The sequence below is a fragment of the Streptomyces sp. NPDC020422 genome (assembly GCF_044386705.1).
Lineage (GTDB): Bacteria > Actinomycetota > Actinomycetes > Streptomycetales > Streptomycetaceae > Streptomyces.
In genome coordinates this window covers 141142-166480 of record NZ_JBIRVJ010000002.1, presented here as the reverse complement: position 1 = coordinate 166480, position 25339 = coordinate 141142, and the positions used below count along the sequence as shown (strand labels likewise).

The 25339-nt window shown below is 73.9% G+C and carries 22 protein-coding genes; 7 read left to right on the top strand and 15 right to left on the bottom strand.

The genetic code is table 11. The features are described from left to right. Window positions 1-10: 10 nt before the first annotated feature. The 6 genes from ACH414_RS04840 to ACH414_RS04815 form a co-directional block, all read right to left on the bottom strand. Entirely contained in the window at window positions 11-1480 is a 1470-nt protein-coding gene (locus ACH414_RS04840; protein ID WP_398940800.1) for a carboxyl transferase domain-containing protein, read from the bottom strand. Then, window positions 1473-2960: an acyl-CoA synthetase gene (locus ACH414_RS04835; protein WP_386564015.1), complete on the bottom strand. Its 1488-nt coding sequence runs from the start codon at window positions 2958-2960 to the stop codon at window positions 1473-1475. The genes ACH414_RS04840 and ACH414_RS04835 overlap by 8 nt, the downstream gene beginning before the upstream one ends. A gap of 20 nt (window positions 2961-2980) precedes the next feature. Further along, window positions 2981-4213 (bottom strand): nitrate/nitrite transporter, encoded by a 1233-nt coding sequence (locus ACH414_RS04830; RefSeq protein WP_382543440.1) that lies wholly within the window; start codon window positions 4211-4213, stop codon window positions 2981-2983. A 69-nt stretch (window positions 4214-4282) separates the two neighbouring features. After that, a complete protein-coding gene (locus ACH414_RS04825; RefSeq protein WP_382543437.1) occupies window positions 4283-5893 on the bottom strand; it encodes a GAF domain-containing protein in 1611 nt (536 codons plus the stop codon). 34 nt (window positions 5894-5927) lie between these two features. Further along, window positions 5928-6971: a rod shape-determining protein gene (locus tag ACH414_RS04820; RefSeq protein ID WP_398940799.1), complete on the bottom strand. Its 1044-nt coding sequence runs from the start codon at window positions 6969-6971 to the stop codon at window positions 5928-5930. Window positions 6972-7166: 195 nt separating this feature from the next. Continuing rightward, complete coding sequence (locus tag ACH414_RS04815) at window positions 7167-7790, bottom strand: hypothetical protein (protein ID WP_391769138.1); 624 nt, start codon at window positions 7788-7790, stop codon at window positions 7167-7169. Window positions 7791-7912: 122 nt separating this feature from the next. On the opposite strand from ACH414_RS04815, the gene ACH414_RS04810 reads away from it, so the two are divergent. Further along, complete coding sequence (locus tag ACH414_RS04810; RefSeq protein WP_398940798.1) at window positions 7913-8743, top strand: hypothetical protein; 831 nt, start codon at window positions 7913-7915, stop codon at window positions 8741-8743. Window positions 8744-8753: 10 nt separating this feature from the next. Here the strand turns inward: ACH414_RS04810 and ACH414_RS04805 are convergent, their stop codons facing one another. Beyond that, window positions 8754-9182: a MarR family winged helix-turn-helix transcriptional regulator gene (locus ACH414_RS04805; protein ID WP_382543427.1), complete on the bottom strand. Its 429-nt coding sequence runs from the start codon at window positions 9180-9182 to the stop codon at window positions 8754-8756. Window positions 9183-9272: 90 nt separating this feature from the next. Here ACH414_RS04805 and ACH414_RS04800 point away from each other — a divergent pair, with 90 nt between their 5' ends. From ACH414_RS04800 to ACH414_RS04790, 3 genes are all read left to right on the top strand, one after another. Further along, entirely contained in the window at window positions 9273-10292 is a 1020-nt protein-coding gene (locus ACH414_RS04800; protein ID WP_398940797.1) for an NADP-dependent oxidoreductase, read from the top strand. A gap of 63 nt (window positions 10293-10355) precedes the next feature. After that, a complete protein-coding gene (locus ACH414_RS04795) occupies window positions 10356-10778 on the top strand; it encodes an organic hydroperoxide resistance protein (RefSeq protein ID WP_382543421.1) in 423 nt (140 codons plus the stop codon). Window positions 10779-10886: 108 nt separating this feature from the next. Beyond that, the gene (locus tag ACH414_RS04790) at window positions 10887-11699 is read left to right on the top strand and encodes an EI24 domain-containing protein (RefSeq protein WP_382543418.1); all 813 of its coding nucleotides are present in this window, start codon (window positions 10887-10889) and stop codon (window positions 11697-11699) included. Window positions 11700-11757: 58 nt separating this feature from the next. Here the strand turns inward: ACH414_RS04790 and ACH414_RS04785 are convergent, their stop codons facing one another. Beyond that, window positions 11758-12717 carry a LysR family transcriptional regulator gene (locus tag ACH414_RS04785; RefSeq protein ID WP_386564003.1) on the bottom strand — a complete coding sequence of 320 codons (960 nt, stop codon included), beginning with the start codon at window positions 12715-12717 and terminating at the stop codon, window positions 11758-11760. Between the two features lie 157 nt (window positions 12718-12874). Here ACH414_RS04785 and ACH414_RS04780 point away from each other — a divergent pair, with 157 nt between their 5' ends. Further along, a complete protein-coding gene (locus tag ACH414_RS04780) occupies window positions 12875-15064 on the top strand; it encodes a M4 family metallopeptidase (RefSeq protein ID WP_398940796.1) in 2190 nt (729 codons plus the stop codon). Window positions 15065-15172: 108 nt separating this feature from the next. On the opposite strand, the gene ACH414_RS04775 is transcribed toward ACH414_RS04780, so the two are convergent. From ACH414_RS04775 to ACH414_RS04765, 3 genes are all read right to left on the bottom strand, one after another. Continuing rightward, complete coding sequence (locus tag ACH414_RS04775) at window positions 15173-15895, bottom strand: carbon-nitrogen hydrolase family protein (protein WP_382543409.1); 723 nt, start codon at window positions 15893-15895, stop codon at window positions 15173-15175. Between the two features lie 344 nt (window positions 15896-16239). Then, window positions 16240-17493 (bottom strand): pyroglutamyl peptidase, encoded by a 1254-nt coding sequence (locus tag ACH414_RS04770; RefSeq protein ID WP_382543406.1) that lies wholly within the window; start codon window positions 17491-17493, stop codon window positions 16240-16242. A 64-nt stretch (window positions 17494-17557) separates the two neighbouring features. Beyond that, a complete protein-coding gene (locus ACH414_RS04765) occupies window positions 17558-18136 on the bottom strand; it encodes a TetR/AcrR family transcriptional regulator (RefSeq protein ID WP_398940795.1) in 579 nt (192 codons plus the stop codon). 104 nt (window positions 18137-18240) lie between these two features. On the opposite strand from ACH414_RS04765, the gene ACH414_RS04760 reads away from it, so the two are divergent. Then, complete coding sequence (locus tag ACH414_RS04760; RefSeq protein ID WP_382543400.1) at window positions 18241-20712, top strand: beta-glucosidase; 2472 nt, start codon at window positions 18241-18243, stop codon at window positions 20710-20712. Between the two features lie 56 nt (window positions 20713-20768). Here ACH414_RS04760 and ACH414_RS04755 read toward each other — a convergent pair whose 3' ends face one another. Continuing rightward, window positions 20769-21674 (bottom strand): SGNH/GDSL hydrolase family protein, encoded by a 906-nt coding sequence (locus tag ACH414_RS04755; protein WP_398940794.1) that lies wholly within the window; start codon window positions 21672-21674, stop codon window positions 20769-20771. 258 nt (window positions 21675-21932) lie between these two features. Here ACH414_RS04755 and ACH414_RS04750 point away from each other — a divergent pair, with 258 nt between their 5' ends. Next, window positions 21933-22427, top strand: coding sequence for a DUF3145 domain-containing protein (locus ACH414_RS04750; RefSeq protein WP_382543394.1), 495 nt, complete (start codon window positions 21933-21935; stop codon window positions 22425-22427). Between the two features lie 225 nt (window positions 22428-22652). Here the strand turns inward: ACH414_RS04750 and fabF are convergent, their stop codons facing one another. The 3 genes from fabF to ACH414_RS04735 all read right to left on the bottom strand — a co-directional run bounded on the left by fabF (window position 22653) and on the right by ACH414_RS04735 (window position 25333). Then, entirely contained in the window at window positions 22653-23915 is a 1263-nt protein-coding gene (fabF, locus tag ACH414_RS04745) for a beta-ketoacyl-ACP synthase II (protein WP_382543391.1), read from the bottom strand. 79 nt (window positions 23916-23994) lie between these two features. Further along, window positions 23995-24243 carry an acyl carrier protein gene (locus tag ACH414_RS04740; RefSeq protein WP_382543388.1) on the bottom strand — a complete coding sequence of 83 codons (249 nt, stop codon included), beginning with the start codon at window positions 24241-24243 and terminating at the stop codon, window positions 23995-23997. 58 nt (window positions 24244-24301) lie between these two features. Then, on the bottom strand, window positions 24302-25333 hold the full coding sequence (locus ACH414_RS04735) for a ketoacyl-ACP synthase III (RefSeq protein WP_382543386.1): 1032 nt from the start codon (window positions 25331-25333) through the stop codon (window positions 24302-24304). Window positions 25334-25339: the final 6 nt, after the last annotated feature.

Sequence of the window (25339 nt, the reverse complement as noted above, 5' to 3'; positions counted from 1 at the left end):
GCCGGCCGCCTCAGCCGCCCCCCGGATGGGCACCGCCACCGGTCGAACCGCCGTCGGCCGGCCCACCGGAACCTCCACCGGCACTGCCATCGGCCGCTCCACCGACGCCGCCGTCAGCCCCACCGTCAGCCCCACCATCAGCCCCACCAACGATCCCCCGGACGACCCCCAGCTCCACCAGGTCCTGCGGGCGCAGCCGCAGTTGTTCCGCCGTCCCCGGGACCTCCTGCGGCGGCCGCTTGAGGATCTGCGCGGCGAGTTCGGGGGCGATGACGGAGAAGTAACCGCCCGGCGCCGCCCAGGTGTTGCCGGGGGCCGCGAGCGCCAGGGCGCCGCCCGAACCGCCCTCGCCGACCAGGAGCGAGGTGACGGGCACGGGGGCCTCCGCGATCGCCGTGAACGCCTCCGCGATGGCCGGACCCGCGCCCGCCCGCTCGGCCTCGGCGTCGTTGGCGGCGCCCGGGGTGTCGATCAGCGTGAGCACCGGCACGCCGAGCCGCCCGGCCAGCCGCACGAGCCGCGCGACCGTCCGGAAGCCGGCCGGCCGGGTCGCGCCGCCGTCCTGCGCCGCGTACGCCACGACCCGCCCCTCGTGCACCCCGAAGCCGCACTCCACCCCGGGGTCCACGCCCCCGGCCCGGTCGCCGTGGATCGCCGCCCGCTCCGTGAAGTACGCGTCGAGGTAGGCCCCGGCCCGTGGGCGACCCGCGCCGCGGGCCCGCCGGACGGCGTCCCAGCCGGTGGCGGGCAGACCGAGGGGCCCGAGCGCGTGCGGCGGGGGAGCGGGAGCCCCCGCCCCCGCCCCGCCGCCCGCACCGAGCAGCCGCAGCCACAGCGCGACCGTCTCCCGCAGGCGCTCCGGCGGGACGACCGCGTCCACGTGGCCGTGCGCGTGCTGCTCCTCGGCCGTGTACGCCGCCGGGTCCGCGTCCCGCGGGCGGACCCGGGAGCCGGCGAAGGCGACCTGGGCGGAGGGGAGGGCCAGGACGACGTCCGCGCCCGCGCCGACGGTGGCCCAGCCGCCGCCGGTCGACGGGTCGCGGAGCACCGTCAGATGGGCGAGGCCCGCCGCCCGCAGGCCGACCGCGGCGGCGGCCACGCGCTGGAGCTGGGCGAGCGCGACCATGCCCTCCTGCATGCGGCTGCCGCCGGTCGCCACCAGGGAGACCAGCGGCAGCCGCCGCTCGGCCGCCGTCGCGTAGGCGGCGACCAGCCGGTCCCCGGCGGCCCGGCCGAGCGAGCCGCCCAGGAAGCCGAACTCGAAGACCACGAGCACGCACGCCCGCCCCCCGACGGTCGCCGTGCCGAAGCGGACCGACTCGTCCTCGCCGGTGCGCTCGGCGGCGCGGGCGCGGGAGGCGTCGTAGCCGGTCCAGGCGAGCGGCCCGTCAGGCGCCTGGGCGGGCGGGGGAGCGGTGTCGGGGGTGAAGGAGTCCGTGAGCAGGGCGACGGCCTGCCGGGCGGTGAGCCGCTCAGGCATGGAGCGCCCCGGGCAGCGCCTTCTTGAGGATCTTGCCCATGTCGTTGCGGGGCAGCGCCGCCAGGTAGCGGACCTCGCGCGGGCGCTTGTGCGGCGCCAGCAGGGCGGTGACGTGGTCGGCCAGGGCGCCGGGGGCCGGGGGCCGGTCCGGGTCGGCGGGCACCACCCAGGCCACGATCCGCTCGCCCAGGTCGGGGTCGGGCTCGCCGGTGACGGCCGCCTCCCGGACCCCGGGGTGGTCGAGCAGGGCGTTCTCGATCTCGCCCGCCCCGATCTTGTAGCCGCCGCTCTTGATGAGGTCGGTCGCCTTGCGGCCGACGATCCGGACGTACCCGTCGGCCTCCCGCACCGCCATGTCCCCGGTGCGGAACCAGCCGCCGTCGGCGAAGGCGGCAGCGGTCGCGTCCGGGCGGTTGAGGTAGGCCGTGAACAGGTTCGGGCCCTTCACCTGGATCTCGCCGACGGTCTGGCCGTCCCGGGCGTCGAGGACCGAACCGTCCTCCTCCACCAGGCGCAGTTCGACCCCGCGCAGCGGAAGTCCGACCGAGCCGGGGCGGGGGCCCGAGCCGACGGGGACGGAGGTGCTCATGAGGGTCTCGGTCATGCCGTAGCGCTCGATCACCGTCCGGCCGGTCGCCGCCGTGATCCGCTCGTGGTCGTGCACGGGCAGCGCCGCCGAGCCGGAGACGAGCAGCCGGGCGCCGGTCAGCGCCCGCACGAGCGCCGGGTCGTCGGGGAGCGCCTCGGCGAGCCGGTGGTACATGGTGGGGACGCCGAAGAGCATCGTGCCGCCGCCGTCGCCGAGCTCTTTCGCGACCCCCTCGACGGAGAAGGCGCCCAGGTGGCGCACCTCGCCGCCGCGGCGCAGCGGGCCGAGGATCCCGAGGACCAGGCCGTGGACGTGGAACAGCGGCAGGGCGTGGACGAGGACGTCGTCGGCGGTCCACCGCCAGGCCTCCTCCAGGGCGTCCAGCGAGGCGGCGACGGCCCGGTGGGAGAGCAGGACGCCCTTGGGCGGGCCGGTCGTCCCGGAGGTGTAGACGATCAGGGCGGGTGACTCGGGGTCCGGGTCGGGTCCGGGCCGCGGCCCGTCGGCGGCCACCCGGACGCCGGCGTCGACGCGGGGCAGCCGCGCGAGCGGGTCCGGGAGTTCGTCCGCCGCCCCGGCGAGGACCGCGCCCGGCTCGCTGTCGCCGAGGATGTGGGTGAGTTCGCGGGCGCCGATCCGCGGGTTGAGCGGTACGGCGGGCACGCCCGCGAGCAGGGCCGCCACGACGGCGACGGCGGTGCGGGCGGTCGGCGTGGCCCAGACCGCGACGGGCGCCGGGCCGCCGGCCGGGGCCGCGCCCACCGCGTCCCGGATCCGTACCGCCAGGGACCCGGCGGCGACGGCCAGTTCCTCGTACGTCAGGGTGTCCGCGCCGAAGCGCAGGGCGGGCCGGCCGGAACCGGCCCGCAGGGCCGGGAAGAGGGCGCTCATGGTGGCATTCTGCCCAGGCGTCAGGAGCTGCGCTCTGCGACCTTGCTCACCTCGGGGCGCGGCGCCTCGCCTTCCGGCCGGACGTTCCGCATCCGTCCGTAGGCGTAGACGCAGCCGGCGAGCGCCAGGTCGGACAGGAGCATGAAGCCGATCGAGTACGAGCCCTTGGCGCTGTAGATGGCGCCCATGACCAGCGGCGGCACGAAGCCGCCGAGACCGCCCATGGCGCCGACGATGCCCGTGACGCTGCCGACCTGGGACTGCGGGGTGACCTGGGAGACCAGGGCGAAGACGGAGCCGCTCGCGGTGCCGAGGCCGGCGGCCATGACGAGCAGGGCGATGGTGCCGCCCGGGTTCAGGGGCGGGTCGAAGGCCTGGACGATCGCGAGGAGCGCGACGACGCCGAGCGCGGCGGCGGTCACCAGCGCGGGGTGGATCCGGTCCGAGAGCCAGCCGCCGATCGGCCGGAACACGACGGTCACCAGGGCGAATCCGGCGGCCTTGGTGCCCGCGTCGGTGGGGTCGAGCTCGTACCAGGTCTTCAGGTACGTCGGCAGGTAGACGCCGAAGGCGACGATGCCGCCGAAGCCGATCGCGTACAGCGCGGACAGCTCCCAGGTGACCCGCAGCCGGCCGGCCCGGCCGAGCCGGTCGGCGAGGGAGGCGGAGGGGACCGGGCGGTCGGGGCGGTCGGTGATGAGCAGCGCGGCCAGGACGGCGTACACGGCGAGGGCGAGGGCCACCACGTAGAAGGGCAGGTTCTCGCCGTGCTTGGCGATCCGCGGGGTGAAGTAGCCGGAGAGCGCCACCCCGCCCATGCCCATGCCGAAGACGCCGAGGGCGAAGCCGCGCTTGGCGGGCGGGAACCAGGAGTTGACGAGCGGGATGCCGATGGCGAACGTGGTGCCGCCGAGGCCGAGGAGGAAGCCGACGGCCAGCATCAGACCGTACGAGTCCTTCACGACGGTCAGGAGCAGTACGGGCACGATGGTGAGGGCCGCGGCCAGCGGGAACATCCGCTTCGCGCCGTACCGGTCGGTGAGCGCCCCCGCCGGGATCCGGCCCACCGAGCCGACCAGGACGGGGACGGCGACGAGCAGCGACTGCTGGAAGGAGCTGAGCGAGAGCCGGTCCCCGTACCAGCTGGCGAGCGGGGCGATCAGGTCCCAGGCCCAGAAGGTGAGCGTGAAGCCGATCGTCGCCAGCGCGAGGTTGCGGTAGGCGGCCGCGGGGATCTTCGCTTCGGTGTCCACGATCCCAGTCAAGATCGGTGGCGGGGGTGGTGCGCGCCGGACTGGTCCGTCCGGGGGCGTCCGCGAGGGTCAGGGCCAGCTCACCGTCGTCGGCGGGGTCCCGTCGTCCTCGACGCGCAGCCGCAGTCCGCTGTCGTCCGCCGTCACCTCGACCGTGACCGTGCCGACGCCCGGGCGGCGGTGCGCGGCGGCCAGCGCACCGCGCAGGGCGGCGAGCAGCCGGTCGGCGGTGGCCTCGTCGGCGAGGGTGTCGACCGCGCCGGAGAAGTGGACGGAGGGCTGGAAGCCGAGCAGCGCGGCCGCGCCGCCGGTCTCCCGCAGCACCCTGCCGCGGAACGAGGTCGGCGCGTCGGCGGGCGGCTGCTGGAGCGCGAAGATCGTCGTGCGGACCTCCTGGATCGTGGAGTCCAGCTCGTCGACGGCCTTTCCGAGGAGCGCGTCCTCGTCGGAGGAGTCGGCCGCCCGGCGCCGGGTCGACTCCAGCATCATCTCCGTGGCGAAGAGGCGCTGGACGACCAGGTCGTGCAGATCGCGGGCGATCCGGTCGCGGTCCTCGTAGACGGCGAGCCGCTCCCGGTTGTGCTGGGCGTCGGCGAGGACCAGGGCGAGGGCCGCCTGGGAGGCGAACTGGGCGGCGAGCAGCCGGTCCACCGCCGTGTACGGGCGGCCGCCGCGCCGCCGGGGCAGGGCGAGGGTGCCGATGAGCTGCCCGCCGCTCTGCAGCGGCAGCATCATCGAGGGCCCGAACCGGCTGCGGACGTGGGTGGTCATGCGGGGGTCGGTCGAGGAGTCCTCGACGAAGACGGGCTCGCCGCCGAGCAGTTGGACCAGGACGGGGGAGCCGGGGGCGATCGTGGTGCCGACGAGGTCGCCCGGGTCGTCGGTGGTGGAGGCGGCGACGATCTCCATGCCGCCCTCCGCGGTGGGCTGGAGCACCACCCCGGCGGAGGCGTCGGCGAGCAGCCTGGCCCGCTCGGCGACGGTCATCAGGGCGTTCTCGGCCGGTTCGCCGGCGAGCAGGGCCGTGGTGACGGCGGCGGCGCCCTCGATCCACCGCTCGCGCTGCCGGGCCGTCTCGTAGAGCCGGGCGTTGCCGATGGCGATGCCGGCCTGGGAGGCGAGGACGCGCAGCAGGGCGAGGTCCTCGTCGGTGAAGGGGCCGGAGCGCTTCTCGGTGAGGTAGAGGTTGCCGAACACCTCGGTGTGGACCCGGATGGGCACGCCGAGGAAGGAGCGCATCTCCGGGTGGCCCTCGGGCAGGCCGGCGGAGCGCGGGTCTGCGGTCAGGTCGTCGAGCCGCAGCGGCTGCGGGTCCCGGACGAGCACGCCGATCAGGCCGCTGTGTCCGTCGGGGAGCCGGCCGATGCGCTCGCGCTGCTCCTCGCTGATCCCGGAGGTGTACAGCTCGGTCAGGGTCAGGCGCTCGGGGTCGACGACGCCGAGCGCCCCGTAGCGGGCGTCGGTCAGCTGGGTCGCGGTCTCCACGAGGTGCTGGAGGGTGGACCGCAGCTCCAGCTCGCTGCCGACGCCGAGGACGGCTTCGAGCAGCGAGGGCAGCGGGGCCGGCGAGGGCGGCGAGGTGGGCGGCGAGCCCGGCCCGGGGGCGGGGGAGCCGCCGCCCGTGCCGGCCCCGTCGGCGTCGCCGTGGGCCTCGTCGCCCTGCTCGTCCATGATCGACATACGGTCATTGTCGTACAAAACGACCGACCGCCTGCTATTCGCTTTCGGACAGCGGGTCGAGGACCAGTGGCTGGATCCTGCCCTCCAGCATCGCGCCCAGGCCGAGCACGGCGCAGACGTCGGGCCGCTCCGCGATGTGCACGGGCATCCCGGTGGCTTCGCGCAGCATCTGGTCGAGCCCCGGCAGCAGGGCGCTGCCGCCGACCATCATGATGCCGCGGTCGGCGAGGTCGGCCACGAGGTCGGGCGGGCAGTCCCGGAGCACCTTGCCGATGCCGTCGAGGACGGCGGTCAGCGGGGTCTGGATGGCCTCCCGTACGGCGGCGGTGTCCACCGTCACCGACCGGGCCAGGCCGGTGGCCACGTCACGGCCGTGGATCTCGGTGTAGGTCGGGCCCTGCAGGGTGAGGCCGTTGCTGTGCAGGGCGACCTGCAGCGGGCGGACCGACTGGCTGGGCAGCATCAGCTCGTGCTGGTGGCGCAGGTGCTGGATGACCGCGTGGTCGATGGCGTCGCCGCCGACCGGGACGCGCTCGGCGGTGACGATCGCGCCGAGCGACAGCACCGCGACCTGGGTGGTGGCCGCGCCGCACACCATGATCATGGTCGCGGTGGGCTGCTCCACCGGGAGTCCGCAGCCCACGGCCGCCGCGATCAGCGTGTCGACCAGCTCGACCCGGCGGGCGCCGAGACCGACCAGGGTCTCCACGGCGGCGCGCTGGGCGAGCGGGTCGCTGTCGTGCGGGGTGCAGGCGGCGGCCCGCAGCCGGGGCTTGCGGCGCAGCTGGCGGCGGAGCTTGTCGCCCAGGAGGTGACGGAGCATCCGCTGTGCCATCTCGATGTCGACGACGGTGCCGCCGGAGACCGGGCGGACCACCCGGATGTAGTCCGGGGTGCGGCCGGTCATCTTCTCGGCGAGCGCGCCGACGGCGATCAGCGCGCCGGTGCGGGTGTTGACGGCGGCGACGGACGGCTCGTCGACGACGAGTCCGGCGCCCTTGACGAAGACCCGGGTGCGGGCTGCTCCCAGGTCGACGGCGACATGGCAGCGGCGCAGCTGCTCAAGGCTGACGGTCACGGCGTTCCTCCGGAGTGCGGTGCTGGCACGGGCGAGGCGGTGCGCGGGGCGCGGTCCTGTTGGCATCGTGCTGCCGCCCCGGCCGGGGCGCGCGTTGTGCTGCGCCGCCCGGGGGTGGGCGATCGCTGACGGAGGGTCAGGCTCGGGTGAGTGCTTGTGGGTGAGTGGGGGCCCGTGTGCGCGTGTGGGTGCTCGTCAGGGCGTCACGGGCAGCAGCCGCTGCAACAGCCCCCAGGCGAACTCGGCGGCGCACGCCGTGCCGTCGGGCAGCGTGAAGTCCAGTCGGGTGAGGGCGGGGGAGGCCTGCTCCCGCGCCCGGGCCCCCGGGAAGGCCGCGTAGACCTCGTCGATCGTGCACCGCCACGGCAGCAGGTCGGCCGCCCCGCGCAGCGCGGGCGCGGGGGTGCCCGGCGCCCTGGTCAGGGCCCGGGACCAGACGGCCCGGCCCGGCCCGGCGTACGCCGTGAACCGCAGCTCGGGCCAGAGCGGCACCGGCCAGGCCCACTCCTCGTGCCCGGCCGGGAAGCCGGGGAGCGCGCGGCGCGACTCGGGTTCGCCGAGGGCCGCGCGGTAGAGGTCGAGTTCGACGGGGCCGCCCGGAGTGGAGGGGGCCGCGCGAAGCGCGTCGGGCCGGGCGGCGGTGGGTGACGGGCGGGCTCGCGCCCGCGCCTGCCAGCGCTTGTTCGCCTCGCGCATCGCGGTGCGGGTGGTGCCGAGCGCGCGCAGCGCGTCCTCGACGAGCCCCGGCTGGTGGTCGGCCATCCGGCGGAGCAGGACGAGCTGGAACTCGAGCGGCCCAAAGGGGGCGGCAGGGGTCATGCGCCCATCCTGCCCGAAGGGGGAGATTAGCGACGGCACGCCGACGACCTGCGGTTTCCTCACAGGATCCTCACGTCTGTGGCTACCTGTCGTGTCCATGGGGCGCATAGCCTGCGGGCGCCATGGACTACTGCCACCAGTGCCGACGGCACCTCAACGGCGCGCTGGCCTGTGCAGGCTGCGGAACCCCCGCCGAGGAGCTGCGGTACCGAGCCCCCCACCCGGTCGCCGAACCGGCGGACTTTCCCCCGCCGGCCGAGCCGGAGTTCGGTTACGCCTTCGAGCTCGACCCCCTGGAGCCCTCGCGCTCCGGTCGGGGGCGGGCCGCCGCGCGCCGGAGCGCGAGGGGCGGCAAGGGAGGCCGCCGGGCGCGCTCGCGGCGCGGGCGCACGGTCCTGGTCGGCACGCTCGGCCTGGTGCTGGCGGCCGGGGCGCTGAGCATGGCGAGGCTGGCTCTGGAGCAGCCCGACGAGGGGGGCGCCGCCACCGCCGTACAGGAGGAGGAGGTCGTCGAGACCCCCCTCGACCCGGAGCAGCCGACCCCGTCGGAGAGCGCCGGGCAGTCCGAGGGCCCCGGGACGGTCGAGCAGCCCGAATCCATGGCCCCGACGCCCACCGGGCACGCCTCGCACGGCTCCGGGAGCGCCTCCGGCTCCGGCGGTGCCGAAGGCCCGGGCGGGCCGGGGAGCGGTACGGGAAGCGGGACGGGGAGCGGCGGCGGCGCCGGTACGGGCGCGGGTGCGGGCTCCGGGGGCGGCTCCGGCGCCTCGCCCAGGGCGACGGCCGGAGCTCCGACACCGAGCGGCTCGCCCACCGGCGCGCCCTCCGGGTCGGCCTCGCCCACGGCGAGCGGCCCGGCCCCGACCACGGGCACGCCCGCGCCCGGCTCTACGCCGAGCAGCACGCCCAGCCCGGAGCCGACCTGCACGCGCTTCCTTTGGTGGTGCGTGTAGCGCGCTGCCGCTACGGCGTGCCGAGCATCCGCTTCAGCAGGTCGCGCAGCAGGGTGCGCTCGGCCTCGCTGAGCTCGCCGAGGGGCTCGCGGGCGAAGTGCAGGGACTCGCGCAGCCTGCGGGCGAGGTCCAGGCCCTCCTCGGTGGGGGCGGCCACCTTGACCCGGCGGTCGGCGGGGTCCGGGCGGCGCTCGGCGAGGCCGCGGGACTCCAGGCGGTCGATGATCCCCGTCACGTTCGACGGCTCGCACTTGAGCTTCTCGGCGATCTTCCGCATCGGGGCGGGCTCCAGCGAGAGCAGGCCGAGGACGCGGGCCTGCGCGCCGGTGAGGGCGTGCTGGGCGGCGGCCTCCTCGTACTCGTCGTGGTAGCGCGCCACGACCGTGCCGATGAGCTCCACGACTTCCAGCGTCAGGGGGTCCGTGCGTGTGGTGGGCATGACTTCATCGTACTCCGATACTTGACAACATGAAATATTGAGGAGCATGGTTGTTTCAGATCGTGAAGCATTTTTTAGGAGGCTCAGCCGATGTCCGCACTGTCCGCGTCCAGCCGTGAGTGGCACCTCGTCTCCCGCCCGCACGGCTGGCCCGTCCCCTCGGACTTCGCCCTGCGCGAGACCGCGGTCGCCGAGCCCGCCGAGGGCCGCATCCTCGTGCGCAACCTGCACTTCTCCGTCGACCCGTACATGCGCGGCCGCATGAACGACGTGAAGTCCTACATTCCCCCGTTCCGGCTGGACCACCCCATGGACGGCGGCGCGGTCGGCGAGGTCGTCGCCTCCAACGCCGAGGGCTTCGCCGTCGGCGACCACGTGCTGCACGGCCTCGGCTGGCGCGAGTACGCCGACGTGCCCGCCCAGCACGCCACCAAGGTCGACCCGGAGCTCGCCCCGCTCTCCACCTACCTCGGCGTGCTCGGCATGACCGGCCTCACCGCCTACGCGGGCCTCTTCGACGTGGCCTCCTTCAAGGAGGGCGACGCCGTCTTCGTCTCCGGCGCGGCCGGTGCCGTCGGCAGCCAGGTCGGCCAGATGGCCCGGCTCAAGGGCGCCTCCCGGGTCATCGGCTCGGCCGGCTCCGACGAGAAGGTCAAGTGGCTGGTCGAGGAGCTCGGCTTCGACGCCGCCTTCAACTACAAGAAGGGCCCGGTCAAGGACCAGCTCCGCGAGGCCGCCCCGGACGGCATCGACGTCTACTTCGACAACGTCGGCGGCGACCACCTCGAAGCCGCGATCTCCTCGCTCAACGTGCACGGCCGCGCCACCATCTGCGGCATGATCGCGCAGTACAACGACACCGAGCCGGTCCCCGGCCCGCGCAACATGGCCATGATCATCGGCAAGCGGCTGCGCCTCCAGGGCGTCCTCGTCGGCGACCACTACGGGCTGCAGCAGCAGTTCGTCGAGGAGGTCGGCGGCTGGCTGCGCTCCGGCGAGCTGAAGTACGGCGAGACCTTCGTCGAGGGCATCGAGAACGGCGTGGACGGCTTCCTGGGCCTGCTCCGCGGTGACAACACCGGAAAGATGATCGTCTCGCTGACCCGTTAGTCTTCCCTCAGCCGTCGCGATCGTGGGCGCGAGTCGCGGCGAACGAAGAAGGAAGACATCAGCATGTCCATCCAGCACTCCGACGTCCTGTACACCGCCGTCGCGACCGCCGAGAACGGCCGCGACGGCCGGGTCGCCACCGACGACGGGCAGCTCGACGTCGTCGTGAACCCGCCCAAGGCCATGGGCGGCTCCGGCGCCGGCACCAACCCCGAGCAGCTCTTCGCCGCCGGGTACAGCGCCTGCTTCCAGGGCGCCCTGGGCGTCGTCGCGCGCAACGAGAACGCGGACGTCTCCGGCTCGACGGTCACCGCCGAGGTCGGCATCGGCAAGAACGACGAGGGCTTCGGCATCATCGTCAGGATCTCGGCGACCATCCCGAACGTGGACGCCGAGACCGCCAAGAGCCTGATCGAGAAGGCCCACCAGGTCTGCCCGTACTCCAAGGCGACCCGCGGCAACATCACGGTCGAGCTCGCCGTCTGATCGCGGACGCCCGACACGGGATACCGTAGAAGGGGGCCGCACCCCGACCGACCGAGGTGCGGCCCTCCTTCATGCCCGCCGCGTGCCCGCCGCCGATAGGGTGATCACATGCGCGATTTCGGGGCGGGACTCGGTTACCTGCTGCAGGGACAGAAGTGGGTCGGCCGGCACGGACGGTGGTTCGGCTTCGGGCTGCTGCCGGGCCTGGTGACCTTCGTCCTCTACGTGGGGGCCCTCATCGGCCTCTTCTACGGCGCCGACGACGTCAGCGCCTGGGCCACCCCCTTCGCCGACGGCTGGGGCTCGCCCTGGCAGGGCGTCCTCCGCGGGGCGCTGACCTTCCTGGTCTTCGCGCTCGGGCTCTTCCTCGCCGTGATCACCTTCACCGCCGTGACCCTCCTGATCGGCCAGCCCTTCTACGAGTCGCTGTCCGAGGCGGTCGACCGCAGCCAGGGCGGCGAGGTCCCCGAGTCCGGGCTGCCGCTCTGGAAGGACCTGTGGATCTCGGCCCGCGACAGCCTGCGGGTCCTGGTGCGGGTCGCGTTCTACGGCATCCTGCTCTTCGCGGCCGGCTTCATCCCGGTCCTCGGGCAGACGCTCGTCCCCGCGCTCGGCTTCTGCGTCTCCGGCTTCTTCCTCACCGAGGAGCTGACCGCCGTCGCGCTCCAGCGCCGCGGGGTCGAGCTCAAGGAGCGGCTCGGGCTGCTGCGCGGCCGCCGGATGGCCGCCCTCGGCTTCGGCGTCCCCCTCACCCTCGCCTTCCTCGTCCCCTTCGTCGCCGTCCTGCTGATGCCGGGCGCGGTCGCCGGAGCCACCCTGATGGCCCGGGACCTGAACGGCGAGACGGACGAGGGCGACGACAGCGGCGAGGGCCGCGACGGCAGCGACGAGCCCCGACCGGCCGAGGGAGCCGCCCACTAGCGGTCTCGGCCCGGGGTTTGGCTCGGCCCGGGGTGCGGGTCCCGGCCCGGACTCAGGCTCAGTCCAGGACCGGGTGCAGCTCCGGGCGGGACTCCCACCACGTCCGGTGGAAGGCGTTGTTGGGGACGTTGGCCAGATACGCGAGTCCCGCCGCGCGGTACAGCAGCTTCGCCCGGCGCTCGGAGACCGCCGACCGGTTCCACGCGAGCCGGATGCGGCCCGTGATCGGGTCGCCGGCCAGCGGACGCAGCACGGTGCCCTCCGCCGGGGGCGCCGTCGGCTGGCTCATCGAGATCGCACGGCCCGCCGCGATCAGGTCGTAGTGCATCTTGCGGTCCGCGATCCGGTAGCGCAGCGCCGGGGTGAAGCCGGCCCTGCGGCAGGCCTCGACCAGCGCCTCCGGACCGCCGTCGTCGTCCTCGATCAGCGTCATCCAGGTCTCGCCCGCCAGCTCCGCGAGCTCCACCCGCTCCCGCGCGGCCAGCGGGTGCGCCGCCGACATGCGCACACAGAAAGGTTCCTTCGGGATCAGCGTGCGGGCCGCCGTGCCGTCGGGGAGCGGCACCTCGTGGTCGTTGCACTCCCCGTACACGATCGCGTCGTACTGCCCGGCGCCGAGCAGCCGGGTGAGCGTGGTCACCGAGTGCTCGATGCTGACCGCGATCTCCTGGCCCGCGAGCTCCCGGTCGAGCCGCCCGATCAGGTCGTCCACCAGGACGAGCAGGATGCAGCCGAGCCGCAGCGTCGGGTGCGGCGCGGCGGCCCGGGCGCCGGCCGCGAGCGCGTCCATCTCGTCGAGCACCCGGCGCGCCTTGGCCAGCACGAACTCGCCCAGCGGGGTGGGGTCCACCCCGTGCCGGCCGCGGAAGAACAGCTCGCCGCCCGCGGCCCGTTCGATGCGCCGCAGCTGCGCGGAGAGCGCGGGCTGCGAGACCCCCAGCCGGGCCGCCGCGCGGCCCAGACTGCCCGCTTCCGCTATCCGGCAGACGGCTTCGAGATGCCTCAACTCCAGCTGCATTTCAGCAGCGTACGCAGCGGATGGGGGCGGACGGAGGGCTTCTGACGGGTCCGAGGCATAACGCGGGTCTTATGGCCGGTGAGAGGTCCCCGACTTGCCATGTCCACGCACATACTCGGCGCGACCCACCGTCTCCCCCCACCTGATCGGAGCAGACGTGCACCCCACCAGACTCTCGGCGGCCGTGGCAGCGCTCGCGCTGACGGCGAGCCTCGCGGGCACCCTCGCGGGAACCGCCACCGCCGCGACCCCGGCGCCGCAGCCCGTACCGCCCGGGCACGGCAAGTCCCTCGCCCTCGCCGCCGCCGACAAGGCCGCCGACAGCGGACTCGACGGACTGCGCCACGGCGTGGACGAGGAACTCGTCCGCACCGGTGTCACCCCCTGGGCCGACGGCCTCTACTACGCCACCTACCAGCGCACCTACAAGGGGCTCCCGGTGGCCGGCGGCGACGCCGTGGTCCTCTCCGACAGCGCCGGCAAGGTCCGGGACATCACCTCCGCGCCCGCCCCGGCCATCCGGCTCTCCACCAAGGCGACGGTGAGCTCCGCCGCCGCGCTCGCCACGGCCCGCGGCCAGCTCGCCGCGGTCGAGAGCGCCGGCACCCCCGAACTGACCGTGCTGCTCAAGGGGAACAAGCCGGTCCTCACCTGGCACACCCTGGTCGTCGGCCGCACCGCCAAGGGCCTGCCCAGCTCGCTGGACACCTACGTCGACGCCCGCACCGGCGCCGTCGCCCGCGCCACCGACAAGATCCTGCACGCCGACGGGCGCGGCTACCACAACGGCAACGTCACCATCGACACCGCCGCCGGCTCCATGACCGACCCGAACCGCTCCGGCTTCAAGTGCGGCGGCCAGAACGGCAGCGCCTACACCGGCTCCTCGCCCTGGGGCAACGGCACCGCCAACGACCTCGTGACCGCCTGCGTCGACATCATGTACGCGGCCCAGCGCGAGAGCGACATGCTCAAGCAGTGGTTCGGCTACAACGGCCAGAACGGGCAGGGCGGCATGGTCCCGGCGCGGGCCGGCCTGGGCGAGGTCAACGCCTACTACGACGGCACGAAGACCACGTACGGCCACAACCAGAACAGCACGATGCAGCTCACCGGCATCGACGTCGTCGCCCACGAGTACGGTCACGAGATCTTCGACCGCACCCCGGGCAGCTCGGGCTCGTCCAACGAGAACGGCGGGATGAACGAGTCCACCGGCGACATCTTCGGCGCGCTCACCGAGCACTTCGCCAACAACCCGAACGACACCCCCGACTACACGGTCGGCGAGAAGCTGAACTTCCTCGGCGACAACAAGCCGATCCGCTACATGTACAACCCCTCGCTCGCCGGCGACCCCAACTGCTACCCGCAGCTGAGCTCCGGCACCGAGGTGCACGCCGCGGCCGGCCCGCAGAACCACTGGTTCTACCTGCTCGCCGAGGGCTCCAACCCGGGCGGCGGCAAGCCCGCGAGCCCCATATGTTCCGGCGGCCCCTCCTCGGTGACCGGCATCGGCATCCAGAAGGCCGGCAAGATCTTCATGGGCGCCCTGCTGATGAAGACCTCCTCCTGGAACCACCTCGCCGCCCGCAAGGCGACGCTCTCCAGCGCCAAGAACACCTACGGCAGCGCCGAGTGCAACGCGGTGAAGACGGCCTGGAACGCGATCGGCGTCCCGGCCCAGTCCGGTGAGACCGACTGCGGCGGCACCACCACCCCGGACTTCTCGCTGGCCCTGAACCCGGCCTCCGGCTCGGTCCAGCCGGGCGCCTCGGTCACCGCCACGGTGAACACCACCACCACCGGCGGCAGCGCGCAGAGCGTGCAGCTCTCCGCGAGCGGCGCCCCGAGCGGGGTCACCGTCTCCTTCAGCCCGTCCTCGGTCACCTCGGGCGGCTCCTCGACGATGACCGTGCAGGCCGCGGCCGGCACGGCCAACGGCACCTACCCGATCACCGTCACCGGCACCGGCTCGGCGACCCACACGGTCACCTACCAGCTGACCGTCGGCAGCACGACCCCGCCGCCCACCGGCTGCGACAACACCAAGTACACGTACCGGGGTTCGCTGACCGACGGCGAGGCGGAGGCCCAGCCCGACGGCTCCTACTACTACTCGGCCACCTCCGGCACCCACGTGGGCTGCCTGCGCGGCCCGGCCGGGACCGACTTCGACCTGTACCTGCAGAAGTGGAACGGCTCTGCCTGGGCGGACGTGGCGGTCGGCGGCACGGCAGGTGCCGACGAGGACATCACGTACAAGGGGACCGCGGGCTACTACCGCTATGTGGTCCACGCCTACAGCGGCTCCGGCGCGTACACGCTGGGTCTGAGCGCCCCGTAACGGGGCCGGGGCGCCGTCGCGGACCGGGGGTTCCGCGGCGGCCTCCCCGCCGGACGGCCGGTGGCCGGTGACCGATCCGGTTGCCGGCCGTCCGGTGTCTCCCCCGGGTCAGGCGCCGTCCGGGACCTCCGCGAGCACGTACCCCGGCTCCTGCGCCCCCGCGTCGGCGATCCGCCGCCCGTCCGGGCCCCAGGCCCCGGCGCGGCCGGTGCCGACGCCGTCCTCGTTGGGGCCGAGCACGTTGCCCAGGACCACGTACAGGCCGAAGTCCCTGGCCCGTACCGGGTAGACCTTCTCGAAGGAGTCGTTGGCCGCGTCGAGCACCGAGCTGGCCAGGTACACCGCGCAGGCGTCGGCGGCGGCCCGCTCGGCCAGCTCCGGGAAGCGGTTGTCGTAGCAGGTGGCCGTCGCGAAGCGGACGCCGTCGAGCACGAAGCGCCCGTCGGCGGTGCCCGGCGCGAAGACCTCCGCCTCGATCCCGTACAGGTGCTGCTTGTCGTAACGGGCGAGCAGCGAGCCGTCCGGTCCGATCACCAGGGTGGTGATCGCCGGCCGGCCCGAGGCCGTCCGCACCGGCCCGTTGACGACGGCCGCGGCGGAGGCCGCCCGGCAGGCCTCCCGCACCGGGTCGAGGCGCGGGTCGTCCTCGGTCAGGACCAGGTCGGGGGTGTCCCGCACGAGGCTCGGCTCGTAGCCGGTGAGGGCCAGCTCGGCGAAGACGACGACCCTGGCCCCCTCGGCCCCGGCGGCGCGGACGAGCCCGGCGACGGTGTGGACATTGGCGGCGATGTCCCCGGCGACGGGGGCGAACTGGGTGGCTGCGAGGATCATGACCGCCATCATCCCGCCTGCGCCGGTAAGGATCAATGGCGGGCTTGGGGTATTAGCTCAGCGGCCTCCGGGACCCCAGCGGCCGCCCGGGCCTCAGGGGCCGCCGGGCCTACGGGGCCGCCCGGGCCTACGGGGCCTCCCGGACCCCAGGGGTCGCCCGGCCTCCCGGGTCTCAGGGGCCTTCCGGACCCCAGGCCTCCCGGACCTCAGGTGCCGCCAGGGCCTCGGCGGCCTCCCTGGCCTCAGGAGCCGCCAGGGCCTCGGCGGCCTCCGGGCCCGGCGGTCTGCGGGCCTCGGCGGTCTGCGGGCCTCGGCGGTCTCCGGGTCTCGGCGGCCTCCGGGTCTCAGGAGCCCGCGGCCACCGCCACGATCGCCCGTACCTGCGCGATGATGTCCAGCCGGTTGCGCACGAACCCGGGGTCGGTGACCGTCCCGGTCGCCGGGTCCGCGTTGTCCGGGCCGAACTGCAGCACCGGGGTGTGCACATGCCCGCCGGGCAGCCCGGTCAGACCGAGCCGGTCGCGCAGCAGCGTGGCGCGGTAGGCGATCTCGTTGGAGAGGTAGTTCCCGCCGCCGCCCGCCCGGGCGAGCGAGCCCGGCGTCGGGCCGTCGGGGCGGACCACAGGGGTGTCCGAGCCGGCCGGGAGCTCGGTCACCGAGGTGTTGTCGTACACCGGGAAGCGCCCGGTGCCCGCCGCCGTGATCGCCGCGTACGGCAGGGTCGTCGACGTCCACTGGGGCTGGCCGGCCGCCTCGGGCACCGGCACCGTCCCGGTCCTGGAGAGGTTCTCGTTGTCGGGGAAGCCGCCGCGCCAGGCGCCGTTGGTGCGCTCGATGTCGAAGCGGCCGGGACGGCCCTGGCTCACGGTGGTGAACAGGTCCACCTCGGGCAGGTGCGGGCGCAGGGTCCGCTCGACCGTGCCGTCCGCGAAGTCCTCCCAGCGGACCGGGAAGACCGCCGTCTCGACCCGGGCGAGGGAGCCGTCGGCGGTGCGCAGCCAGGTGCCGTCCAGGGCGAGCGCGGTGGCCCCGGAGGGGTTGCTGATCCGCACGTCGCGGTCGAGGGTGAACGGGTCGAAGCCGGTGAGCAGGATCCGCTTGACGCCCTTGCCGGCCGGGTAGCGGATCGAGTCCTGCCCGCGCGAGGAGCGCTCCAGGCGGTCCAGGAGCCGGGCCCTGCCCTCCTCGTCGAGCCCGAACTCGGGCCGCCAGCCGCGCAGTTCCCGGGTGAGCGCGAGTCGCGCCCAGTACAGCGGCCGGTCGTCGTCCCGGGAGAGGTCGCCGGTCGTGGGCCCGCGGCCCTGGGCCCGGTCCACCGCCCGGCGCCAGAGCCGTGCTCCGTACCGGGCGACGGTGTGCTCGGCCTGTCCGATCGTGCGGGCGTCCGCCAGCGCGTCGGCGAACTCCGGTGCCAGACCGTCGAATCCGCTCCTGCGCAGGATCTCCCGGGGTGCGGCCCGGTCGAGCCGTGCCTCCTCCACGGTGACGGCGGGGGCGGGGGCGGGGGCGGCGGAGACGGGCGGGGCCCCGGCGACGAGCGAGGCGGCGGCGAGGGCGAGGGTGAGCGAACGGGTGGGCGTGCGGCGTATCGGGGGCACGGAGGTCCTTCCGTACGGCGGGTGACGGGCCGCCGGAAGTATCGCCTCCCGGTCCGAACTCCCGCTACACCGCCCTCACCTGCGGTTCCTTCAGCAGCGCCAGGAAGTCCCGGAAGGACGCCCCCATGTCCACCGCGTCCGGGTCCAGGAGCCACTGGTACTGCAGTCCGTCCATCACCGCCGTGAGCAGCGGCGCCGCCCGCTCCGGGCTGAGCCCGCCGGGCAGCTCGTCGCCGAACTCGGCGCGCAGGACCTCGGCCATGCTCTCCCGCACCTGGGTGTAGCGCTCGGTGAAGAAGGCGCGGGCCGGGTGGTCCTCGGTGACGCTCTCGCCGAGCAGGGCGGAGAAGGTCTGCACGATGCCGGGGCGCATCGCGTTGTACTCGACGAGCGACTCCATGAGGTCGAGCCGCCAGGGCCCGCGGTCCCGGCCGCCGCTGGTGTCCCAGCGGTCGCGCTCCTCCAGGACGGCGACGAGCAGCGCCTCCTTGGTCGGGAAGTAGTGCAGCAGCCCCTGCTGGGTGAGCCCGACCCGCTCGGCGACCGCGCCGAGGGAGGCGCCCCGGTAGCCGCGCTCGGCGATCACCTCCAGGGCGGCGCGGACGATCTCCGCCCGGCGCTCCTCGCTCCTGGCCCGTGCCATCGCTCCGTCCCCCTTCCGAAGGTCCTTGTCGGAAGGACCGTACGCCATGCTTCGATAACGAAATGCTAACGTAACCTACCGATCTACAGGTAGGTCGGGTCACCATGGCCGCACCAGCACTTCAACGAGGAGGTACGGACGTGCCGGAGACGAACGCGGACACCGCGCGCGAAGAGGCCGTCGAGGCGGCCCTGGCCAAGCTCGACCTGGACGCCAAGGCCCGGCTGCTCGCCGGTCAGGACATGTGGTCGCTGCCGGCCCTGCCCGAGATCGGCCTGGCCTCCCTGGTCATGTCCGACGGCCCGATCGGCGTCCGCGGCGTCCGCTGGACCGCCGACGACCCGTCCGTCGCCCTGCCGTCCCCGACCGCGCTCGCCGCCACCTGGGACCCGGCGCTCGCCCGCCGGGCCGGCCGGCTGCTCGCCCAGGAGGCCCGCCGCAAGGGCGTCCACGTCCTCCTCGCCCCCACCGTCAACCTGCACCGCTCGCCCCTCGGCGGCCGCCACTTCGAGGCGTACAGCGAGGACCCGTACCTGACCGGCGCCATCGGCACCGGCTACGTCCAGGGCGTGCAGGACGGCGGCGTCGGCACCACCGTGAAGCACTTCGTCGGCAACGACGCGGAGACCGAGCGCTTCACCGTCGACAACCGGATCGCCCCGCGCCCGCTGCGCGAGCTGTACCTCGCGCCCTTCGAGGCCATCGTGAGGAACGCCCACCCCTGGGGCATCATGACCGCCTACAACCGGGTCAACGGCACGACGATGACCGAGCACCGCTACCTCGTCAACGAGGTCCTGCGCGGCGAGTGGGGCTTCGACGGCTACAACGTCTCCGACTGGATGGCCGCCCGCTCCACCAAGGGCGACATCGAGGGCGGCCTCGACGTCGCCATGCCCGGCCCCCGGACCGTCTACGGCGAGGCGCTCGCCGCCGCCGTGCGCGCCGGCGAGGTCGAGGAGTCCGCCGTCGACGCCGCCGTGCGCAACGTGCTGCGGCTCGCCGCCCGGGTCGGCGCCCTCGAAGGCGCCCCGGCCGTCGTCGCCGAACCGCCCGCCGCCCTCGACGGCGACGCCCTCGCCCGCGAGATCGCCCGCCGCGGCTTCGTCCTCGTCCGCAACGAGGGCCGGGCCCTGCCGCTGCGCGGCGGCACCGTCGCCCTCTCCGGAGCCGCCGCCCGGGACGCCCGGGTCCTCGGCGGCGGCTCCGCCCAGGTCTTCCCCGACCACACCGTCTCCCCGCTGGACGGCCTCACCGCCGCCCTGCCCGACGGCGCGCTCACCTTCCACGTCGGCGCCGACCCCAGCGAGGAACTCGCCCCCGCCGACCAGGGCTTCACCCTCCGCGCGGTCTGCCGCGCCGCCGACGGCACCGTCCTCGGCGAGGGCACCCTGCCCAACGGCCAGGTCCAGTGGATCGGCGACGACCTCCCGGCCGGCGTCACCCACGAGGCCCTCGCCTCCATCGAGGTCATCGGCAGCTTCACGCCCCGCGAGACCGGCGAGCACTCCTTCGGCACCCGCGGCCTCGGCGCCTTCGTCCTCACCGTCGCCGGGCGGACCCTCTTCGACGGCGTCCAGGCCCTGGGCCCCGAGACCGACCCCTTCGAGGCCTTCTTCGGCTCGCCCGTCGAACGCGGCCGGGTGCCGCTCACCGCGGGCGAGACCGTCGAGGTCTCCCTGCTGCACACCCTCGACAAGGCCTTCGCGGCCCCGCTGCCGGCCGTCATGTTCTCCTTCGTCCACCTCGGTCCGCGCCGTGACCCCGACGAACTGATCGCCGAAGCCGTCGAGGCCGCCCGCGCCGCCGACACCGCCGTCGTGGTCGTCGCCACCACCGAGCGCGTCGAGTCCGAGGGCTTCGACCGCAAGGACCTCGCCCTGCCCGGCCGCCAGGACGACCTGGTCCGGGCGGTCGCCGCCGCCAACCCGAACACGGTCGTCGTCGTCAACGCCGGCTCCCCGGTCGAGATGCCCTGGCGCGAGGAGGTCGCGGCGGTCCTGCTCAGCTGGTTCCCCGGCCAGGAGGGCGGCGCCGCGCTCGCCGACGTGCTCACCGGGGCCGAGGAGCCCGGCGGCCGGCTCCCCACCACCTGGCCGGTGGCCCTCGCCGACGTGCCCGTCGTCGACGTCACCCCGGCCGACGGCGAACTCGTCTACGACGAGGGCGTGTTCATCGGCTACCGCGCCTGGGACAGGGCCGGCGCCGCCCCCGCGTACCCCTTCGGGCACGGCCTCGGCTACACCACCTGGACGTACGACTCGCTCGTCGTCACCCCCGACAGCGCCACCGTCCGCCTCACCAACACCGGCGAGCGCACCGGCCGCGAGGTCGTCCAGATCTACCTGGCGCCCGTCGCCGACCGGGTCGAGCGCCCGGCCCGCTGGCTGGCCGCCTTCGCGAGCGTCGAGGCCGCCGCGGGCGAGAGCGTCGAGGTGACGGTCGAACTGCCGCGCCGCGCCTTCGAGATCTGGGACGAGGAGAAGAACGCCTGGACCCTCGTCACCGGCGGGTACGAGGTGCTGGCCGCGCACTCGCTGGCCGACGCCCGGCTGACCGCGAGCCTGGAGATCTGACCCTTCCGGACCGCCTGTGACCAGCCCCGGGACGGGTCCTGACGCCCGCCCCGGGGCTACCGCGCGCTGATTCGCCGGTACGCGATCTCCGCGAGCCGCGCCTGGCCGTCCCGGCTCGGATGGAACCAGTCCCACGGGCTCAGCTGCCCGCCCTCGAAGCGGAAACCGAACACCGCCCCGCCGTCGTAACGGCAGCGCGCGTCCTTCGCGCACACCTCCCGCAGGACCCGGTTGTACGCCACCACCCGGTCCCGCACCCGCGTCCTGCGCTCCTCGGCCGCCGGGCTCAGGTCCTCCGGGGCCGCCAGCATCGAGCCGCAGACGTCGAGGCTCCACACCTGACGGCCCGTCGGGCTGACCCGTCCCGTCGCCCACAGGCGCTTCAGGTCCGGCAGGCTCGACACGTACACCTGGGCCTTCGGCGCCCCGGCCCGCAGCCGGGCGAGCGAGTCCCGGAACGAGGCGCGGAACTCCTCGACCGGGGTCATCTGCTCCGGCCGCGCCCGGCAGGCGTCGTTGGCGCCCATCATGACCGTCACCAGTTCCGGCCGCCGGGCCGCCGCCGCGGCCATCTGCCCGGGCAGCTCCGCCATCCGCGCCCCGGTGCGCGCCAGGTTCCAGCTGCGGCCCGCCGCGCCGGCCGGGCCGAACAGCCGCAGTGCGAGGCTGTTGACGCCCGCGTCCGTGCCGGTCGCCCAGGACGCCTCGGGGCAGTCGGCCAGGACCGAGCAGGCGTCGAAGGCGCGGGTGATGGAGTCGCCGACGGCGGCCAGGGAGCCGGGGGAGGGGTTCCACAGGGACGTCGGCTTCGGGGTCGGTGGGGGCGTAGGCTTCGGCGTGGCGGCCGCCGGGCGCGCGACCCCACCCGGGCCGCCGGTCTCCGCCGAGCAGCCGGGCAGCGCCGCGACGCACAGCAGCGCGACCGCGGCGGCGGTGGTACGGAAACGACGTCGCCCGCGCATCCTCGGGGCCCCTCCTCGGCGTCCTGGCGGGTGAAAGCTTCGTGTCCACCCGCCCCTGACCGACCGTACGTCACCCCGATGTGGGTGCGGCACGGTAGCTTTTCCCCCGTCGAACCAGAGGCGCCTCGGCCGATCGGGTCCGGTAAATTACATCACGTCACATGCTGTCCCCTTTTTGGGGGTTTGCGAAGATCACCTCCTGATGTGTTTACTGAGGCCGCTGGGCAAGGCGAACCTCGTCCCACACTGGAGGTCCCGGTGACGACACGTGGAGTCCTGTACGTACACTCCGCACCGCGCGCGCTCTGCCCGCACGTCGAATGGGCGGTCGCGGGCGTCCTCGGTGCGAGGGTCCAGCTCGACTGGATCCGCCAGCCGGCGTCCCCCGGCACCTGGAGAGCCGAGTTCTCCTGGAAGGGCGAGACCGGCACCGCCTCCAAACTCGCCTCCGCCCTGCGCGGCTGGCAGATGCTCCGCTTCGAGGTCACCGCGGAGCCCTGTCCCACCGCCGAGGGCGAGCGCTACAGCGCCACCCCCGAACTGGGCATCTTCCACGCGGTCACCGGCATCCACGGCGACATCCTGATCCCCGAGGACCGCCTGCGCGCCGCCCTGGCCCGCTCGGTGCAGGGCGAGACGGTCCTGGAGGCCGAGATCGCCAGACTCCTCGGCAAGCCCTGGGACGACGAACTGGAACCCTTCCGCTACGCGGGCGAGGGCGCGCCGGTGCGGTGGCTGCACCAGGTGGTGTAGGCGCCCCCAGGAGACGACGAAGGCCCACCCCCGGCAGGGGGTGGGCCTCACACGTGACGGAACGTCACAGCGCCGATCAGACCGTACGGAACGCCGGCACCACGTTGTGCCCGCCGAAGCCGAACGAGTCGGCCCCTCCTCCGTGCGTCCCTCGCGCCGCTTCGCGGGCTTCGGGGCGCTGTGCCGGACTCCGTCCGGCGGCCGGTGGGGGGCCGGTCGCCGGTGTCAGACGGTACGGAACGCCAGCACCACGTTGTGCCCGCCGAAGCCGAACGAGTTGTTGATCGCCGCGATCGTGCCCTGCGGCAGCTCGCGCGGCTCGTCGCGGACGATGTCGGCGTCGACCTCCGGGTCCAGGTCGGACACGTTGATGGTCGGCGGGGCCACCCGGTTGTGGAGCGCCAGGACCGTCGCGACGGTCTCGATGCCGCCCGCGCCGCCCAGGAGGTGGCCGGTCATCGACTTGGTCGCGGAGACCGCGACGTGGTCCAGGTCGTCGCCCAGGACCTTGCGCAGCGCCTTGATCTCGGCGACGTCGCCCTGCGGGGTCGAGGTGGCGTGGGCGTTGAGGTGGACGACCTCGGACGGCTTCAGGTCCGTCGAGTCGAGCAGGTTCTGCAGCGCCGCGGCGATGCCCCGGCCGGTCGGCTCGGGCTGCGCGATGTGGTGGCTGTCGGCCGACAGGCCCTGGCCCAGCACCTCGCAGTAGATCTTCGCGCCGCGCGCCTTCGCGTGCTCCTCGGACTCGAGCACGACCACGCCCGCGCCCTCGCCCAGGACGAAGCCGTCCCGGCCCTTGTCGTAGGGGCGCGAGGCCAGTTCGGGCTCGTCGTTGTTCTTGGACATCGCCATCATGTTGGCGAAGGCCGCGATCGGCAGCGGGTGGATCGCCGCCTCGGTGCCGCCCGCGACGACCACGTCGGCACGGCCGGTACGGATCATCTCGACGGCGTAGCCGATCGCCTCGGCACCCGACGCGCACGCGGAGACCGGGGTGTGCACGCCCGCCCGGGCGTTCACCTCGAGGCCGACGTTGGCGGAGGGGCTGTTGGGCATCAGCATCGGCACGGTGTGCGGGGAGACGCGGCGGACGCCGGACTCCTTCAGCACGTCGTACTGGTCGAGCAGGGTGGTGACGCCGCCGATGCCGGAGGCGATCACGGAACCGAGCCGCTCGGGAACGATCTTCTCGTCCTCACCGGCGGGCGCGGTGTAACCCGCGTCGGCCCACGCCTCACGGGCCGCGATCAGCGCGAACTGCGCCGAGCGGTCCAGCTTGCGGGCCAGCGGGCGGGGCAGCACCTCGGAGGGGTCCACCGCGGCACGCGCGGCGATCCGTACGGGCAGCTCCTCGAAGCGCTCGCCCTCCAGGGGCTTGACGCCGGAGCGGCCGGCGAGGAGGCCCTCCCAGGTGGAAGCGGAGTCGCCACCCAGCGGAGTGGTTGCGCCGATACCGGTGACGACCACGGTGCGATTGGTCGAGCTCACAGGAATTCTTTCTCCATGTGTGTGATGGTCGAAAAGCGGCGCCACCGCCGGGTGGCGAACCGGGTCAGCTAGGCCCGAATCAGGCCTGGTGCTCGAGGATGTAGTTGGTGGCGTCGCCGACCGTCTTCAGGTTCTTGACGTCCTCGTCGGGGATCTTGACGTCGAAGCGCTCTTCGGCGGCCACGACGACCTCGACCATGGACAGGGAGTCGACGTCCAGGTCGTCGGTGAAGGACTTGTCGATCTCGACGTCCTCGACCGGAATGCCGGCGATCTCGTTGACGATCTCGGCGAGGCCCTTGACGATGTCGTCCTGGGTAAAGGCCATGGTGGCGCTCCTTCTTGTGTGTGCTGAGAAAAAGAGGCTTCCGGCAGATCCGGAGTGCCTAGGGGAGAGTAACGACCGTCGCGGCGAAGACGAGACCCGCCCCGAAGCCGATGATGAGCGCCGTGTCGCCGCTCTTGGCCTTGCCGGTCGCCAGGAGCCGCTCCATCGCGAGCGGGATCGAGGCGGCCGAGGTGTTGCCGGTGGTCTCCACGTCACGGGCGACCGTGACGTGCTCCGGCAGCTTGAGGGTCTTCACCATCGAGTCGATGATCCGCATGTTCGCCTGGTGCGGGATGAAGACGTCCAGGTCGTCCGCCGAGATGCCGGCGGCGTCCAGCGCCTGCTGGGCGACCTTCGCCATCTCGAAGACGGCCCAGCGGAAGACCGCCTGGCCCTCCTGCGTGATGGCGGGGAACTTGATCTCGCCCTGCGTGTTCAGGGGGAGCTTCGACACGTCGCCGACCTGGAACTCGTTCCACGGCACGGTCTGCTTGATCGTCTCGGACTTGTCGCCCTCCGAACCCCACACGGTGGGGCCGATGTGCGGCTCGTCCGAGGGGCCGACGACCACGGCGCCCGCGCCGTCGCCGAACAGGAAGGCCGTCGCGCGGTCCTCCAGGTCCGTCAGGTCGCTCAGCCGCTCCACGCCGATCACCAGGACGTGCTCGGCCGAACCCTCGACGATCATGCCCTTGGCGAGGGTGAGGCCGTAGCCGAAGCCCGCGCAGCCGGCGGAGATGTCGAACGCGGCGGGCTTGCCGGCGCCGATCTTGTCGGCGATCTCGGTGGCCACCGCGGGGGTCTGCTTGAAGTGCGACACCGTGGAGACGACGACCGCGCCGATCTGCTCCGGGGTGATCCCGGCGTCGGCGATGGCCTTGCCCGCGGCCTCCACCGACATCGCGGTGACGGTCTCCTCCGGGGACGCCCAGTGACGGGTCGCGATGCCGGAGCGCGAGCGGATCCACTCGTCGGAGGAGTCGATCTTCTCGAGGATCACCTCGTTGGGCACCACGCGGGTCGGGCGGTAGCCGCCGACACCGAGGATGCGCGCGTACGGGGCGCCCTTGCTGGGCTTGATCTTCGCCATGCTTCT